At 66.6% G+C, this 14,749-nt stretch carries 16 protein-coding genes; 9 read left to right on the forward strand and 7 right to left on the reverse strand.

Translation table 11 applies throughout. The features are described 5' to 3' along the window. Nucleotides 1-24: 24 nt before the first annotated feature. On the reverse strand, nucleotides 25-897 hold the full coding sequence (locus FJ959_RS14580; protein ID WP_140630526.1) for a LysR substrate-binding domain-containing protein: 873 nt from the start codon (nucleotides 895-897) through the stop codon (nucleotides 25-27). 171 nt (nucleotides 898-1,068) lie between these two features. On the opposite strand from FJ959_RS14580, the gene FJ959_RS14585 reads away from it, so the two are divergent. Then, on the forward strand, nucleotides 1,069-1,278 hold the full coding sequence (locus tag FJ959_RS14585) for a hypothetical protein (RefSeq protein WP_140499156.1): 210 nt from the start codon (nucleotides 1,069-1,071) through the stop codon (nucleotides 1,276-1,278). Then, a complete protein-coding gene (locus FJ959_RS14590; RefSeq protein WP_140630529.1) occupies nucleotides 1,271-2,029 on the forward strand; it encodes a sulfite exporter TauE/SafE family protein in 759 nt (252 codons plus the stop codon). Before FJ959_RS14585 ends, FJ959_RS14590 begins: the two co-directional genes overlap by 8 nt. A 36-nt stretch (nucleotides 2,030-2,065) precedes the next feature. Here FJ959_RS14590 and FJ959_RS14595 read toward each other — a convergent pair whose 3' ends face one another. Next, nucleotides 2,066-2,515, reverse strand: a complete 450-nt coding sequence (locus FJ959_RS14595) for a universal stress protein (RefSeq protein WP_140556341.1) — start codon at nucleotides 2,513-2,515, stop codon at nucleotides 2,066-2,068. A 207-nt stretch (nucleotides 2,516-2,722) separates the two neighbouring features. Between FJ959_RS14595 and FJ959_RS14600 the strand changes: the two genes are divergently transcribed. Next, the gene (locus tag FJ959_RS14600; RefSeq protein ID WP_140516219.1) at nucleotides 2,723-3,304 is read left to right on the forward strand and encodes a histidine phosphatase family protein; all 582 of its coding nucleotides are present in this window, start codon (nucleotides 2,723-2,725) and stop codon (nucleotides 3,302-3,304) included. A gap of 6 nt (nucleotides 3,305-3,310) precedes the next feature. Here the strand turns inward: FJ959_RS14600 and FJ959_RS14605 are convergent, their stop codons facing one another. The 3 genes from FJ959_RS14605 to FJ959_RS14615 all read right to left on the reverse strand — a co-directional run bounded on the left by FJ959_RS14605 (nucleotide 3,311) and on the right by FJ959_RS14615 (nucleotide 5,597). After that, nucleotides 3,311-3,712 (reverse strand): VOC family protein, encoded by a 402-nt coding sequence (locus FJ959_RS14605; protein ID WP_140516217.1) that lies wholly within the window; start codon nucleotides 3,710-3,712, stop codon nucleotides 3,311-3,313. Between the two features lie 143 nt (nucleotides 3,713-3,855). Continuing rightward, the gene (locus FJ959_RS14610; RefSeq protein ID WP_140516215.1) at nucleotides 3,856-4,587 is read right to left on the reverse strand and encodes a pseudouridine synthase; all 732 of its coding nucleotides are present in this window, start codon (nucleotides 4,585-4,587) and stop codon (nucleotides 3,856-3,858) included. A 125-nt stretch (nucleotides 4,588-4,712) separates the two neighbouring features. After that, entirely contained in the window at nucleotides 4,713-5,597 is an 885-nt protein-coding gene (locus FJ959_RS14615) for an aldo/keto reductase family oxidoreductase (protein WP_140516213.1), read from the reverse strand. A 95-nt stretch (nucleotides 5,598-5,692) separates the two neighbouring features. Here FJ959_RS14615 and FJ959_RS14620 point away from each other — a divergent pair, with 95 nt between their 5' ends. Beyond that, nucleotides 5,693-6,592 carry a LysR family transcriptional regulator gene (locus FJ959_RS14620; RefSeq protein WP_140630532.1) on the forward strand — a complete coding sequence of 300 codons (900 nt, stop codon included), beginning with the start codon at nucleotides 5,693-5,695 and terminating at the stop codon, nucleotides 6,590-6,592. An 84-nt stretch (nucleotides 6,593-6,676) separates the two neighbouring features. Here the strand turns inward: FJ959_RS14620 and FJ959_RS14625 are convergent, their stop codons facing one another. Then, nucleotides 6,677-7,528: a helix-turn-helix transcriptional regulator gene (locus FJ959_RS14625; protein WP_181171913.1), complete on the reverse strand. Its 852-nt coding sequence runs from the start codon at nucleotides 7,526-7,528 to the stop codon at nucleotides 6,677-6,679. 90 nt (nucleotides 7,529-7,618) lie between these two features. Between FJ959_RS14625 and FJ959_RS14630 the strand changes: the two genes are divergently transcribed. Then, the gene (locus FJ959_RS14630) at nucleotides 7,619-8,509 is read left to right on the forward strand and encodes an SDR family oxidoreductase (protein WP_140630537.1); all 891 of its coding nucleotides are present in this window, start codon (nucleotides 7,619-7,621) and stop codon (nucleotides 8,507-8,509) included. Nucleotides 8,510-8,527: 18 nt separating this feature from the next. Here the strand turns inward: FJ959_RS14630 and FJ959_RS14635 are convergent, their stop codons facing one another. Further along, a complete protein-coding gene (locus FJ959_RS14635; protein ID WP_140630540.1) occupies nucleotides 8,528-9,220 on the reverse strand; it encodes a RibD family protein in 693 nt (230 codons plus the stop codon). 318 nt (nucleotides 9,221-9,538) lie between these two features. Between FJ959_RS14635 and FJ959_RS14640 the strand changes: the two genes are divergently transcribed. The 4 genes from FJ959_RS14640 (at nucleotide 9,539) to FJ959_RS14655 (ending at nucleotide 14,726) form a co-directional block, all read left to right on the forward strand. Next, nucleotides 9,539-10,486: a substrate-binding domain-containing protein gene (locus FJ959_RS14640; protein ID WP_140499137.1), complete on the forward strand. Its 948-nt coding sequence runs from the start codon at nucleotides 9,539-9,541 to the stop codon at nucleotides 10,484-10,486. Nucleotides 10,487-10,719: 233 nt separating this feature from the next. Further along, complete coding sequence (locus FJ959_RS14645) at nucleotides 10,720-12,285, forward strand: sugar ABC transporter ATP-binding protein (protein ID WP_140630543.1); 1,566 nt, start codon at nucleotides 10,720-10,722, stop codon at nucleotides 12,283-12,285. Next, nucleotides 12,282-13,298 (forward strand): ABC transporter permease, encoded by a 1,017-nt coding sequence (locus tag FJ959_RS14650; protein ID WP_140516199.1) that lies wholly within the window; start codon nucleotides 12,282-12,284, stop codon nucleotides 13,296-13,298. The genes FJ959_RS14645 and FJ959_RS14650 overlap by 4 nt, the downstream gene beginning before the upstream one ends. 132 nt (nucleotides 13,299-13,430) lie before the next feature. Further along, nucleotides 13,431-14,726, forward strand: coding sequence for a hypothetical protein (locus tag FJ959_RS14655; protein ID WP_140565418.1), 1,296 nt, complete (start codon nucleotides 13,431-13,433; stop codon nucleotides 14,724-14,726). The last annotated feature ends 23 nt before the right edge of the window (nucleotides 14,727-14,749 follow it).

Genomic DNA, 14,749 nt, shown 5'->3' on the forward strand with positions numbered 1-14,749 from the left:
CGAATTCAGCATGTGGCGGCGGCTTCACACCAGCGCGGCCACCAGCAGCTTGGCTTGCGGCGTCAACGTGTCGAAGCGGCGGGCGCAGAGATTGAGCTGGCGGGTTCCCCAGTCGTCCGTCAGCCGCAGGCTGCGCAGGCTGGGCGCCGAGCGGCGCACCGTGCTTTCCGGCACGATGGCGACGCCCGCGCCCTGCGCCACCAGCCTGCAGACATTGTCGAGGCCGGGCACGCGGATGCGAAAATGCAGATGACCGCCCAGGCGCGCGGCCTGGCGGGTGATGTGCTCCTGCAAGGGATGGCCGGCGCTCAGGCCGACAAAGGTTTCACCGAGAATGTCGGCGAGGCCGGTCGCGCGGCCTTCGAGGCCGGACCGGGTCCGCGAGGCGATCACCACCAGCCGGTCAACGAAGAACGGTTTCTGCTCGAGATGGGAAAGGCCGGCCCAGGTCGCGGCAATGCCAAGATCGGCGGCGCCGCTCGCCACCGCCTCGGCGATCTCGTGGCTGGGGCGCTCATCGAGGTCTATGTCGACGCCGGGATGCGCGACCAGAAAGGCCGGCAGCCTGTCGCGCAGAAGCTCGCTGGTGGCGGCCGTGTTGGCGAGCAGGCGGACCCGCGCGCGCAGGCCCGTGGCATAGGCGCCGAGCTCGCCGGCCATCGCCTCGATCTGGTTCTGCACCGCGCGCGCGTGATGCAGCAGCGCCTGGCCGGCGGCGGTCGGCACCACGCCGCGCCGGCGGCGCTCCAGAAGCGGCGCGCCGAGCCTGTCCTCCATGCCCTTGATGCGGGCGCTGGCCGAGGCCAGCGCGAGGCCCGCGAGCTCGGCGCCATGGGTGATGCTGCCGCGCTCGGCGACCAGCAGGAACAGCCGGAGATCGACGAGGTCGAAGCGCATCTTTTTCCTCCCGCAAGACGGCCCGGGCGATGGCCGCTATCACGCGATCGATGGCGCAGCGGGCCGACCGGCTTGCGGTACCAGCCTTCGCCTCAGCCGAAGGCTGGTACCGCGATTTCCACATTGTGGGTGACGGCGAATTTCGTCAAACAGTTTCGGTGGAGGTCCAGGATGAGAAAACCAGCATCGAACCGGCAAGGGCTCGGCATCGCTGAAAGCGCGGCGATGCTGCTGGCGGTTGCCGTCGCCCTTCTGGCCGTGGCGCGCTCGGATTCCGGCATGCCAGGATGCGCCATGACATCCGCCCCTGTCAGCAGTGCCGCCGGACCGGCGGGGCCGGCAGCGGGGATCGACGCCGCCGACATGCTGCTCCATGATTGAGCCGCTGAGCGCCGCCGCCGTCGCCTGGGTCTGCGCCGTCTTCCTTGCCGCCGGCTTCGTCAAGGGCGTGGTCGGGATGGGCCTGCCGACAGTGGCAATGGGCCTGCTGGCGGTGACCATGGCGCCGGCCGAAGCGGCCACGCTTCTGCTGATCCCGTCGCTGGTTACCAACCTGTGGCAATTGTCCACCGGTCCTTCGTTCGGCGGGCTCGTCAGGCGGCTATGGACGATGATGGCCGGCGTGGTGATCGGCACCGTTGCCGGCGCCGGCCTGCTCACCGGCGCGCATACGGCGGCCGCGTCCGGCGCGCTCGGCGTGGCACTGGTGCTCTATGCCGTTCTCGGCCTCGCAAAGGCCGGCTTCTCAACGCCGCCACGCCAGGAGGCCTTGCTATCGCCGCTGGTCGGGGTGGCGACCGGTCTGGTCACGGGCGCCACCGGCGTCTTCGTCATTCCGGCGGTGCCCTACCTGCAATCGCTGCGGCTGGGCAGGGAAGAGCTGATCCAGGCGCTCGGCCTGTCCTTCACCGTGTCGACGGCGGCGCTGGCCATCGGGCTGTTCAGGGCCGGCGCCCTGGCCTCGCCGACGGCCGGGCTGGCGGGTTCGGTCGCGGTGCTGGCGCCTGCGCTCGCCGGCATGGCTGTCGGCCAGGCGCTGCGCCGGCGCATGAGCGTCGAGACTTTTCGCAAAGTGTTCTTCGCCGGGCTCTTGGCGCTGGGATTTTATCTGGTGGCCGAGGCGGCGTTCTGAGTGCCGCTTGCAGAGCGCCGACTGGCCGGACCCGGCCTACCGCACCACCAGGACCGGGATTTCGCTGTAGGATACGACTTCCGCCGTCTGGCTTCCCAGAAGCAGCCTGCCCAATCCGCGGCGGCCGTGCGAGGCCATGACGATCAGGTCGCAGCGTTCGGTCTGCGACAGTTCCAGGATCGCCTCGGCGGGCCTTCTGTCCTCGATGTGCACGACCTTGGCCGACACGCCCAGCCCCTCGGCGGAAGCCTTGCATTTGTCGAGCACCTCCTTGCCGTATTTGCGGGCTTCTTCCTGATAGGCGGCCAGCCCATCGCCCGCGGCGTAGCCCGCCATGGCGCCGCCCCAGGCGAAGATCGGGAATTGTTCCGAGACGGTGACGAAGGTCACGGTGGCGCCGAGGCCCTTTGCCAGCCCGAGGCCGTGGGCAACGCCCTTGTCGGCCAGTTCCGACCCGTCGGTGGCGATGAGCAGATGTTTGTACATGATGATCGTGACCTATCGTGCCTGATGAACCTATGGACCACACATAGTCATGCCCGGCGCCCAGTCATTGTGCCAATGCGGCAGGGATCAGGGCCAGGGAATGTGGTGGGCATTGCATGGACCGCGCCCAAACGGGCGTTCCACCCCGGACTGGATTCCCCTTCGCCGCATCGTCCTCTAAGGTGCGGCAACTTCGAAAGGCCCGTCATGAGCAGTGCGTTTCCTCAAATCCATCTGGTCCGACATGGCGAGACGGCGTGGAGCCTGTCGGGCCAGCACACCGGCCGCACCGACATGCCGCTGACGGCAGCCGGCGAGGCGGCCGCGCGGGGTGTGGCGGATCGGCTGAAAGGCCTGCCGTTTTCGGCCGTGTGGTCGAGCCCCTCGCAACGCGCCTACAACACCAGCGTGCTTGCCGGCTTCGGGGCGCAAAGCGTCAAGATGGACGACCTGCAGGAATGGGACTACGGCGCCTATGAGGGGCGTACCACCAGGGAAATCCTGGCCGAACGGCCGGGCTGGAACGTCTTTCGCGATGGCTGCCCGCAAGGCGAAACGGCGGCCGATGTGGGCGCCCGCGCCGACAGGATCATCGATCGCCTGCGCGAGGCCAACGCCGACACGCTGATCTTTTCCAGCGCGCACTTCCTGCGCGTGCTCACCGCCCGCTGGCTCGACTTGCCGCCGCAGGACGGCGCGCTGTTCGTGCTCGACACGGCCAGCATCAGCGTGCTCGGCTACGAGCATGACCTCGGCGAGCCGGTGGTGCGCAAGTGGAACGGGAAGTAGGGCGGCCTAGCTGTCGAACTTCCGGATCGCCTCGGCGGTTACCGGCGTGAAGAAATTCACCAGATTGCAGTCGGGGTCGCGGAACAGCAGCGAGCGGTTGCCCCAGGGCATGGTGGTAGGCTCCTGGACAATTGCGCCCTTGATTGTTTCCGCCAACTTGGCAAATTCGGCATCGACGTCGCCGACTCGGAATTCGATGATGGCCGTGCGGTTGTCGGCTGGGCGGGCGATGTCGCTGCCGAACAGCATCAGGGTGCGCGTGCTGCCGATCGCCAGCGTGCAGGCCGGCGTCGCCAGTTCGGCGAAATCCTCCGTGTACATCGTCACCGGCATGCCGGTGATCTCGCCATAGAAGCGCACGAGGCGCTGGACATCGGACGTGATGATGCGGACAGAGACGAAATTCATCGCATTGGCTCCCTGATCGTCGAAGCCGCGGCTGGGCTCCCGGCCTTCTATAGGCCGGGGCTCCTGACAGCTTTCCGTCAGGAGACGGAAGTGCCGGCGCGATTTTCAGATATGTCGAACGACAGTGCCAACCCTGCGCCTATTCACCCCGCCAGCAGCGCCAATTCATCGGGCGTCAAATGCCTCGCAGTACCCTTGGCGAGATCGCCGAGCGGCAAGCGGCCAATGGCCACGCGGATCAGGCGCTTGACCTCGATGCCGTGGGCGGCGAGCAGGCGCCGGATGTGGCGATTACGGCCCTCGTCGAGCACGATCTCCAGCCAGGCGGTGCGGCCGCCGCTGCGCAGCAGCTCGATCGAGTTGGCGCTCAAGGTCTCGCCGTCGATACGCGCGCCGGCGCGCAACGCTTCCAGCACCGCCGCGTCGGGCACCGTGGCGATCTGAACATGATAGGTCTTGGGCAGGTGCGAGGCCGGGTCCATCAGCCGGTTGGCGAAGCGCGTGTCGTTGGTCATCAGCAGCAGGCCTTCGCTCGCCTTGTCCAGCCGGCCGACCGGCGAGACGAAAGGCAGGTCAAGCCCTTCGAGACAGGCATAGACGGTGTCGCGCTCGAGCGGGTCGTCGCGGGTCGTGACCAGCCCGCGCGGCTTGTTGAGCATGAGATAGACCTTGCGCTCGGCAACGATTTTTTCGCCGTCGACGGCGATGCGGTCGCGATTCATATCGACGCGCAGGGAAGCATCGCGCGCGACCTTGCCACCGACGCGCACGCGGCCCTCGGCGATCAGCCGCTCGGCCTGGGTGCGCGAGCACAGGCCGAGCTTCGACAGCGCGCGGTTGAGGCTGACGCCGGGTCGTGGTGGTCGTGGAGCCATGCTGCTTCGGATCGATCCGTTGTACCGGACCAGATGCCATGGCCGGCGACGGCTGCGCAAGCCGCCGCCGAGGTCGGGATCTTGCCGGACAGCGGTGCCGCCCGGCAAGCGCTAGTCGCGCCGGCTTAGGCTGCTTGCTCGGTCTCGTCCGCGATCCCGTTCAGCACGGAAAGCGCGTCGGCTGGCAGCTCCAGCTCCGCCGCCGCCATGTTTTGCCTGAGATGCGCAATGGACGAGGTGCCGGGGATGAGCAGGATGTTGGGCGCGCGACGCAGGAGCCAAGCGAGCGCCACCTGCATGGGCGTGGCGCCGAGTTTTTGCGCGACATCGGCCAGCGTGCTGGATTGCAGCGGCGTGAAGCCGCCGAGCGGGAAGAACGGCACATAGGCGATGCCGGCCGCGGCAAGCTCGTCGATCAGTGCGTCATCCTCGCGATGCGCGATGTTGTACTGGTTCTGCACGCAAACGATGTCGACGATGCCGCGCCCCTGCGCGATCTGGGTTGATGTGACATTGCTCAAGCCGATATGGCGCACCAGACCCTGACGCTGCAGTTCGGCGAGCGTATTCAGTTGGGGTTCGAGCGAGCCTTCGGCCGGGCCGTGTATGCCGTGCATGGAGCGCAGGTTGACGACCTCCATCGTGTCCAGTCCCAGATTGCGGAGATTGTCGTGCACGGCCTGCGTCAGTTCCTGCGGCGACATTGCGGGGATCCACGATGCATCGGCGCCGCGCCGGGCACTGACCTTGGTGACGATGGTGAGATTGGCGGGATAGGGGTGCAGCGCCTCGCGGATGATCAGGTTGGTGACGTGCGGACCGTAGAAATCGCTGGTGTCGATATGGTCGATACCGCTCGCCACCGCCTCGCGCAGCACGGCGAGTGCACCGTCATGGTCTTTCGGCGGGCCGAACACGCCGGGTCCGGCCAATTGCATGGCGCCGTAGCCCATGCGCTTCACGATGCGGTCGCCAAGCTTGAATGTTCCGGCCTTGCTGATGTCAGTCATGGTCTCAATCTCCTGTGGATCGGCCCAGATATAGACAATGCCCGCTTGCGCGATAATATGGCGCAATCGGCACAGGCTGTGCGGAAAGGCGAACAATGGCGGATCTGGGCGACCTCCAGGCATTCATGGCGGTGGCGCGCGCCGGCGGCTTTCGCGAGGCGGCCAGGGTCAGCGGCGTCAGCGCCTCCAGCCTCAGCGAAACGGTGCGGCGGCTGGAGGCGGGGCTCGGCGTGCGGCTCCTCAACCGCACCACGCGCAGCGTCGCACCGACCGAGGCCGGCGCACGCCTGCTGGAGCGGCTGGGCCCCGCGCTCGGCGAGGTCGAGGCAGCACTCGATGTCGTCAACGGCTTTCGCGGCCGCCCGGCCGGCACGCTGCGGCTCAACGTGCCTGTCGTGGCGGCGAAACTGGTTCTGCCGCGCCTTCTGCCGCCCTTCCTTGCCGCCTATCCCGACATAAGACTGGAGGTGACCGCCGAGGACAGTTTCGTCGACATACTGGCGAGCGGCTGCGATGCCGGCATCCGCTATGACGAGCGGCTGGAGCAGGACATGATCGCCGTACCGATCGGCCCGCGCCGGCAGCGCTTCGCCACCGCTGCCGCAACGGTCTATCTCGACCGGCGTGGCCGGCCCGACCATCCGCGCGACCTCCTCGATCACGCATGCCTGCGCGGCCGCTTCGCCAGCGGCCTGACGCCGCCCTGGGAGTTCGAGCGCGACGGCGAGATAGTGAGCGTCGAGCCGACCGGGCCGCTGCTGGTCAGCACCGACACGGCTATGGCGCTTGCGCTCGATGTGGCGGTCGCCGGCGGCGGCATCGTCTCGCTGTTCGAGGACTGGCTGCGCCCCTATTTCGACGATGGCCGGCTCGAGCCGGTACTGGAGCCCTGGTGGCAGGAGTTTTCCGGCCCGTTCCTCTATTATCCCGGCCGCCGCCTCATCCCGGCGCCGCTACGGGCATTCATCGACTTTGTCGGCGGGATGCGGTGGTGAGGCGCCGCGATAACGGTTTCATGGGACGCATCGTCGGACGCAACCGGCTGCGCATTTCTGGAATGTTCCAGGAAGGAGCAGGGATCATCGCACCGGCTCCGATGACACCTGCGCTTTGGAGTGCCGGGCCAGTTCGCGAATCCGCTCCGCGACCGCGCTGTCGACCGGATTGTAGACGGTCAGGCTCAGATCCGGGCGGCCGTCGACCGCGAATCCCGAATATTCCAGCTCGATGTCGCCGAGCACCGGGTGCTTCAGTCGCTTGGTTCCGTCGCCATGGCTGAGCACGTCGTTCTCGCGCCACAGGGCGGCGAATTCGGGGCTGGCGCTGCACAGTTCGTCGACGAGTTCGCGTACCTCGGACACCGCGCCGGCACGCGCCGCGTCGGCGCGGAAGGCGCCCACCACGAAACGTGCGAGGTTTTCCCAGTCGTGCTGCTTTTCGCGGATGGCCGGGCTGCGGAACATGAAGCGCAAAATGTTGCGCTGGTCTGCGGGCAGGGCGCTGTAATCGGTCAGCACGACCTGGGCGGCGCGGTTCCAGGCAACGACATCCCAGGTAGCGGTCCTGACCAAGGCGGGGCTCGCTTCAAGCGTGTCGAGGAGGCGCTGCAGCCGGGGGCTGATGCCTTCCGCGCCGATATAGCGAACCTCGGGCGGGCGTCCGAGCCCGAGCATGAAAAGGTGCTCGCGCTCGGCCTCGGTCAGCATCAGCCCCTTGGCGATGCGGTTCAGCACATCGGCCGAAGGCGCGCCGCCACGACCCTGCTCCAGCCATGTGTACCAGGTCGGGCTGATGTTGGCGCGCTGGGCCACTTCCTCCCGGCGCAGCCCCGGCGTGCGCCGGCGCCCTGAAAATCCGAACGAGGCCGGATCGAGCCGGGTGCGCCGGTCTCTCAGAAACGCCGCGAGCGAACCGGCGGAATTGGTGGGCATCCTGTTAGCCATTATACCACGATAAGATCACTACTTTAATGGAATAATAGACCGGCGATACTGCGCAGGCAATCGTGCAGGAGAATTCGCATGCGTATCTTTTTGACCGGCGCGACCGGTTTCATCGGCTCGGCGCTCGTGGCTGAGCTCATCAAGGCGGGCCATCAGGTGGTCGGCGTCACCCGCTCCGAAGCGGGGGCCGAAGCGCTGACGGCGGCGGGCGCCGAAGTGCATCGGGGAACGCTCGAGGATCCCGAGGGCCTGCGCGACGGCGCGGCAAAGGCGGAAGCGGTGATCCACACGGCGTTCGACCATGATTTTTCGCGGTTTGCCGAGAATTGCGAGAAGGATAGCCGTGTCATCGCGGCACTCGGCCAGGCATTGGCCGGATCCGACCGGCCGCTGGTGATCACTTCCGGCGTCGGCGTGGGCAGCCCCGGACATGGCGAGCTTGCCAGCGAGGACGTCTTCAACGCCAGCCATCCCAATCCGCGCATCGCCTCGGAGCTCGCCGGCAATGCCTTGCTGGAAGCCGGCGTCAACGTCTCGGTGGTGCGGCTGCCGCAGGTTCACAACCCGGTCAAGCAAGGGCTCATCACGCCGCTCATCGAAATCGTGCGCCAGAAAGGCGTTTCGGCCTATGTCGGCGAGGGCCGCAACCGCTATGCGGCGGGCCATCTCCTGGACGCGGCGCGCCTCTACCGGCTGGCGGTGGAAAAGCGGCAGCCCGCCGCGCGCTATAACGCGGTCGGCGAGGAAGGCGTCGAAGTGCGCGCGATCGCCGAGGTGATCGGGCGGGGCCTCAACGTGCCGGTCGTTTCGATCGCTCCGGAACAGGCGGCAGAGCATTTCGGCTGGATGGCAATGTTCGCCCCGATGGATCTACCGGCCTCCAGCGCGCTGACCCAGGCGCGGCTCGGCTGGCATCCGACCGGCCCGACGCTGATCGCCGATCTCGAGGCCATGCGGTACGACGTATGATGCGCCGATAAAGCGTCGTCAGCCGACGGCGTAGCGCAAATGGACGAGCCCGTGGGCGAGGGCTTCGCAGCTTTTGAGCGACAGTTGCATCTTGCCCGCGAGGCCGGTTTCGCCGAATTCGACGAAACCCTGGTTCGCCGCCCGTCCATCAAGAGCGGGAGCGACGAGAAGGCTGAGCTCATCGACAAGGCCGTCCGCGAAGAAGGAGCCGTTGATGCCGGCGCCGCCCTCGAGCAGCAGCCGGCGAATGGCGAATTCGCGGTTGAGAACTTCGAGCATCCGGCCGAGATCCATGTCAGCCGTTTCCGCCACGATATAGGACACGCCGTCGGCAGCGAGCTCGGCCAGGTGGCTGTCGGCGACATCGTGCCCAAGCAGCACCACGACATGGTCGCCGCCAATGTCGGGTTTGGAAAAGTGGAGCTTGCCCGATGGATCGAGCGCCACCGCGTAGCTTCCCATACCGGTTTGCGCGACATGATAGGGTCGGTCGACCTTGCCCGCATCGGCCGGCGGGTGCGCGCCGGCCTTGCTCATCTCGGCCATGGTGACGCGGCCGACGATCCAGCCGTCGCCCGCAAAATCATTATGGATATGCTCGTAGAGGCTCGACCATTCGGCCCGGGTTCCGTCCGGGCTGGCCGTGTAGCGGCTCGGGTGGAGACTGCCGTCCAGCGACGCGATCATATGGCAGATGATGTGCGGTTTCATGCGGGTGTCTCCAGGGAATGGGCTCAGGCGCGGTTCAAACTAGGGCCAGCGCCGGAGAATGGAAGCTGGGCACCCGGCTCATCCAAATTCCGACCATTGCCGTCTGGCCCTGTTATATCGATGTTGCACAAATGGTTGAGCCTGGGCTAGCATCCGTTTGCTGGTGCCGACGGGAGGCAGTTTTTGCAACGGCGATCAGCTGGAGCGGCATGCGTTAGCAAACGCAAGGAGGATGCTCCAACACTTTGAACCGACGCATGATCCTTCCTGAAACCGTCTCGGTTTCCGGGGCCGTGCGTTCTTGTGGAGGAGGATCCCATGAACAGACGTGAATTCCTGATGACGTCCGTGGCCGCGGGCGCCATGGTGCTTGCCGCGCCCTCGGTATTTGCGCAGGACAAGCTCACCATTCTCGGCTCGGTGCCCAGTCTCGGCTTTCCGTTCTTCGTGCACATGCTGAACGAGATCAAGGCGGAAGCCGCCACGCAAGGCGTCAACCTGACCGAGAGCGATGGCCAGAACTCGGCCACCAAGCAGACCGCCGACATCGAGGCCGCCCTGGTGCAGAAGGTCAACGCCATCGTCATCTCGCCGCTCGACGTCAATGCGCTGGCGCCGGCCATCGAGGAAGCGGTCAAGGCCGGCGTTCCCGTGGTGACGATCGACCGCCGCGTCGACGGCGTCGAGGGCATCCTCGCCCATGTCGGCGCCGACAACGTCAAGGGCGGCGAGGCGGAAGCGCAGGCCGTGGTGGCGGCGTTCCCCAACGGCGCGAAACTGTTCCACCTCCAGGGCCAACCCGGCGCCGGGCCGGCGATCGACCGCAACAAGGGCGTGCACAATGTGCTCGATCCCTTGAAGGACAAGTACCAGATCGTCTTCGAGCAGACCGCCAATTTCGCCCGCGCCGAGGCGCTGTCGGTGACGGAAGCCGGCCTTGCCGCCAACGGCAAGCCGGACGCGATCGTCTGTGCCAATGACGACATGGCGCTGGGCGCGCTCGAAGCCTGCGCGGCGCGCAACTTCACCGACGTCAAGATCTACGGCTTCGATGCGCTGCCGGAAGCGCTGGTCGCGGTCCGCGACGGCAAGCTCGCCGGCACGGTCGAACAGTTCCCCGGCCAGCAGTCGCGCACCGCCGTGCAGATCGCCGTCGCCTACGCCAGGGACAAGACGGAGCCGAAGGAGAAGCTGGTGCTGTTGACGCCGATCGTCATCGGCAAGGACAATCTCGACAAGGCCGAGAGGTTGAACGAGACGAAGTGAGCTTGCATGGAGAGGTCGGCGGGGCAGCACCCCCTCTGGCCTGCCGGCCATCTCCCCCGCAAAGGGGGAGATCGGCAGTGTCGATGTCCGCATTCTCATTGCGGCGTTGAAAATTGGCGAATGCGGAACAGACAGCCAATCTCCCCCCTTGCGGGGGAGATGTCCGGCAGGACAGAGGGGGGTGTTCACGCGCCGACGGGTCCGGAAACTGCATCGAGGGAAGCACCCATTCCATGGCTGAAGCCGCACCCGTCCTGCTCGCCGTCGAGGGCGTCACCAAGCGTTTCGCCGGCGTCACCGCGCTGAACGATGTCTCGCTCGACGTCAGGCCCGGCGAAATCCTCGGCCTGCTCGGCGAAAACGGCGCCGGCAAATCGACGCTGCTGAAAATCCTGTCGGGCGTCATACCGCCTTCCAGCGGCCATATCATTTTCGACGGCGCCGACTACCGGCCGTCGAGCCCGCAGGATGCCAAGCGGCTCGGTATCGTCACCATCTACCAGGAGCTCAGCCTGATCCCGACGCTGACGGTGGCGGAGAACATCTTCATCGGCCGCGCCCCGACCGGTCCGCTCGGCCTCGTCTCCTGGCGCAAGATGGAGCAGGACTCCCGCACCATCATCGCCCGCGTCGGCCTCACGATCGATCCGATGACGCCGGTCTCGGCGCTTTCGGTGGCCGAGCAGCAGCTCGTCGAGATTGCACGGGCGCTGTCGCTGAAGAGCCGGCTGATCATCATGGACGAGCCGACATCAGCGCTGACCGAGACAGAGGTGCAGCGGCTGCTGTCGATCATGGACAGGCTGCGCAAGGACCATGTCGCCATCATGTTCGTCACCCATCGGCTGGAGGAGGCCGCCGCCATCTGCGACCGCATGACGGTGCTCCGGGACGGCAGGTTGGCCGGCAATCTCGACCGCGAAGGCGGGCCGATCCGATTGCCGCGCATCATCGAGAAAATGGTCGGCCGCGCGGCGTCCGAGCTCTATGCGCGGCCGGCGCAGCGCACGGTGGCCGGCGACGTCGTGCTGTCGGTGCGCGGGTTGCGCACGGTGCGCGATCCCGAAGCGCCGCACGCCATCGTGCTCGACGGCGTCGATATCGACCTGAAGGCCGGCGAGATCCTGGGTGTCGCCGGCCTCGTCGGCTCGGGTCGCACGGAGCTGGCGCGCGCCATCTTCGGCGCCGACCGGATCGCGGGCGGCACGATCACGCTCGACGGCAGGCCCATCGCGCCGGCCTCGCCGGCGGATGCCATAGCGCTCGGCATCGGCCTTGTGCCTGAGGATCGCAAGCATCAGGCGATCTTCGCCGCGCTCGGCATCCTGCCGAATTTCTCCGTCGCCTCGCTCGGGCGATTCAGCAATGGCTTCGGCTTCATGGCCGAGCGGCGCGAGCGCGATGCGCTGGCGGGGTTCCGGAAAATGCTGTCGATCCGCATGGCGTCGGCCGAGCAGGCGATCGAGGGCCTGTCGGGCGGCAACCAGCAGAAGGTGATCCTGGCGCGCTGGCTGGCGCGCGACCCCAAGGTGCTGATCGTCGACGAGCCGACGCGCGGCGTCGATGTCGGCGCCAAGGCCGAGGTGCACCAGATCCTGGTGCAATTGGCAGCGCGCGGCATAGCGGTGATGATGATTTCGTCCGAGCTGCCCGAAGTGCTGGCTGTGTCCGACCGGATCGTGACCATGCGCAAGGGACGCATCACCGGGCAGATGCCAGGCATCGAGGCAAGCGAGGAAAAACTGATGGAACTGATGGCGCTCGACCAGCCGGGAGCGGTTGAGGAGGAGGCACGATGAGTGTGGCCGAGGAACAGAGCCGGCGTGGCGGCATCAGCATTGCGCGGCTCTTGATGAATTTCGGGCCGCTGCTATTCCTGGCGGCGCTGGTGGTCGTCTTCACCGTGCTGAAGCCGAGCTTCATCGATCCGATCAATCTGTTCAACATCACCCGCCAGATATCGATCACCGGGCTGATCGCGCTCGGCATGACCTTCGTCATCCTCACCGCCGGCATCGATCTTTCGGTCGGCTCGCTGCTCGCCTTCTGCGGCATGGTGGCGGCCGTGGTCGCCAAGGGCGGTACTGCCAACACGCTGTCGCTGTCGACGTCGGGAACGCAGGGCTATGGCTGGTTCGCGGCGCTGCTCGCCGCCGTGGTGGTGGGGGCGGTGGCCGGCGGTGTTCAGGGCTTTGCCATCACCAGGCTGAAAGTGCCGCCCTTCGTCGTCACGCTTGGCGGGCTCACCGTGTTTCGCGGCCTGACGCTGACCATCTCCAATGGCGGCCCGATCTCGGGCTTCGACGCTTCTATGCGCTGGTTCGGCACCGGGCTGATCGGCCCCGTGCCGGTGCCGGCGATCATCTTCGCGGCGGCCGCCATCCTGTGCCACATCGTGCTACGCTACACGCGCTATGGACGCGCCGTCTACGCCGTCGGCGGCAATGCCGAGGCCGCACGGCTGTCGGGCTTGCGCGTCGACCGCATCCTGGTCTCGGTCTATGTCATCGTCGGCTTCTTCGCCGGGCTCGCCGCCTTCGTGCTGTCGGCCAGGCTGAATTCGTCCGAAGCGGTGGCCGGCATCGGCTACGAGCTGACGGTCATTTCGGCCGTCGTCATCGGCGGTACCTCGCTGTTCGGCGGCATCGGCTCGGTGGGCGGCACCGTGGTGGGCGCCGCCCTGATCGGCGTGCTACAGAACGGGCTCCAGTTCAACAACGTCTCGTCCTACACGCAAAGCATCGTCATCGGCCTAATCCTGATCCTGGCGGTGGCGTTCGATCGCTGGCTGAAGTCGCGGGTGAGGCGCTAATTCTTTCTCCCTTGTCGTCGGAGAAGGGGAAATCGCCGCTCTGCCATAGGCAGGAGAGCTCGCTACCTTTCTTGCAAAACAACCCCCCTTTGCTAGAAGGATTTCGGGCGGGTGGCATTCTGAGAGAACCTCATGTTTGCCGATATCATCAGACCGATCAGCTTGAGTTTTTCGCTGCTGCGGCGGTTCTGGCCGCAGCTCGTCGTGCTGGTGCTGGCCGGTGTTCTGGCCGGCGATCTCTTGCTGCAACTGGCGGCCAAGGTGGCGCTCGCAAATCATTTCGCCGGGCTCGCCATGCTGACGCTGGTGGCACTGGCGCAACTGGTGGTGACGGTGGCGATGTTCCATGTGCTGCGTCCCGGCTTGCCCCATGTGCTGGCCGCGCAGCGTGGCGCGGAAAAGGCCACGGTCGCCGAGGGGCAGGGAACCGCGGACCGGCGCGGTTCGCGGCTGGTGCGCATGATCACCATCGCGCTGTTACCCTTCTTCGCCTACTACGCGGCCTGGGGGTTCCTCGGCGACATCGTGCGGCAATATTCGCGCGAAACGCTCGACCAGGCCGGCTTCGGCCAGAGCGCCAATGTTCTGGACGTGCTGGATTCGCGCTGGCTGCTGGTCTCGGTGGCGGTGTCCTGGCTGGTGCGCCGGCTGGCCAAGTTCATGCAGGCGAAAACGGGCGCCGCCTCGTTCTGGCAGATCGTGGTGGTGATCTGCGAGACCAACTGGATCTTCGTCGGCCTCTACGTCATCAGCCGCTGGAAGGACAGCGCGCTGCAATGGCTGATGAGCCGCAATTTCTGGTCGGTTCTGCAGGCGTCGGCCGACGGGCTGGCGAGCCCGGTGCCGACGGCGACGGCCGCGCCGATGGTGCCGGTCGAGATCACCTCGATCGCGCCCTCGACGATCGCCGTCAACCTGTTCTTCTACATGCTCTTGCCGCTGATCTGGCTGGTGATGGCGGCGCTGATCTATGGCTATGATGTGCGCGACGATACGGCACTGATGCGCGTGCACGGCCGGCTGGAACGCGTCGGCAAGCGCTATGCCGGCCTGCCGAAATTCCTGCGCGATTTCGTCGAGCATTTCGTCGCCGGCTACCGCTCGCGCTATCTGCCGATCGCCAATGGCGTGCGGCTGACGGTGAGTTCCAGCCTCGTATTGCTGTGTACGCTGATCGTCGGCTATCGCCTGCTCGACTGGGGCGCGGCCTGGCTGTGGCTCGGCGCGACGCGGCTGATCGGCCCGCACGAGCTCGACGTCTGGCAGATCCTGTCGCATGGCGTGACGCTGTTGTTCGGCAGCCCGTTCCAGGATTCCTCCACCGGCATCCTCATCGAGCCGCTGCGCATCTGCTTCCTCGCCGCCGTCCTGGAGACGGCGTTCTCGCTTTCCAAGGGGACGGGTGAGACGGGCGGTCGTTCCCGGTAGCGACGGGAACGGCCGTAGCGTAT

Source organism: Mesorhizobium sp. B2-2-4 (assembly GCF_006442375.1).
Lineage (GTDB): Bacteria > Pseudomonadota > Alphaproteobacteria > Rhizobiales > Rhizobiaceae > Mesorhizobium.

What these genes read in the sequence shown, in the direction of transcription:
- FJ959_RS14620 (WP_140630532.1), top strand. Translation starts at nt 5,693, where the DNA reads ATGGCGGATCTGGGCGACCTCCAGGCATTCATGGCGGTGGCGCGCGCC.
- FJ959_RS14655 (WP_140565418.1), top strand. Translation starts at nt 13,431, where the DNA reads ATGTTTGCCGATATCATCAGACCGATCAGCTTGAGTTTTTCGCTGCTG.
- FJ959_RS14595 (WP_140556341.1), bottom strand. Translation starts at nt 2,515, where the DNA reads ATGTACAAACATCTGCTCATCGCCACCGACGGGTCGGAACTGGCCGAC.
- FJ959_RS14610 (WP_140516215.1), bottom strand. Translation starts at nt 4,587, where the DNA reads ATGGCTCCACGACCACCACGACCCGGCGTCAGCCTCAACCGCGCGCTG.
- FJ959_RS14615 (WP_140516213.1), bottom strand. Translation starts at nt 5,597, where the DNA reads ATGACTGACATCAGCAAGGCCGGAACATTCAAGCTTGGCGACCGCATC.
- FJ959_RS14590 (WP_140630529.1), top strand. Translation starts at nt 1,271, where the DNA reads ATGATTGAGCCGCTGAGCGCCGCCGCCGTCGCCTGGGTCTGCGCCGTC.
- FJ959_RS14635 (WP_140630540.1), bottom strand. Translation starts at nt 9,220, where the DNA reads ATGAAACCGCACATCATCTGCCATATGATCGCGTCGCTGGACGGCAGT.
- FJ959_RS14600 (WP_140516219.1), top strand. Translation starts at nt 2,723, where the DNA reads ATGAGCAGTGCGTTTCCTCAAATCCATCTGGTCCGACATGGCGAGACG.
- FJ959_RS14585 (WP_140499156.1), top strand. Translation starts at nt 1,069, where the DNA reads ATGAGAAAACCAGCATCGAACCGGCAAGGGCTCGGCATCGCTGAAAGC.
- FJ959_RS14640 (WP_140499137.1), top strand. Translation starts at nt 9,539, where the DNA reads ATGAACAGACGTGAATTCCTGATGACGTCCGTGGCCGCGGGCGCCATG.
- FJ959_RS14625 (WP_181171913.1), bottom strand. Translation starts at nt 7,528, where the DNA reads ATGCCCACCAATTCCGCCGGTTCGCTCGCGGCGTTTCTGAGAGACCGG.
- FJ959_RS14650 (WP_140516199.1), top strand. Translation starts at nt 12,282, where the DNA reads ATGAGTGTGGCCGAGGAACAGAGCCGGCGTGGCGGCATCAGCATTGCG.
- FJ959_RS14630 (WP_140630537.1), top strand. Translation starts at nt 7,619, where the DNA reads ATGCGTATCTTTTTGACCGGCGCGACCGGTTTCATCGGCTCGGCGCTC.
- FJ959_RS14605 (WP_140516217.1), bottom strand. Translation starts at nt 3,712, where the DNA reads ATGAATTTCGTCTCTGTCCGCATCATCACGTCCGATGTCCAGCGCCTC.
- FJ959_RS14645 (WP_140630543.1), top strand. Translation starts at nt 10,720, where the DNA reads ATGGCTGAAGCCGCACCCGTCCTGCTCGCCGTCGAGGGCGTCACCAAG.
- FJ959_RS14580 (WP_140630526.1), bottom strand. Translation starts at nt 897, where the DNA reads ATGCGCTTCGACCTCGTCGATCTCCGGCTGTTCCTGCTGGTCGCCGAG.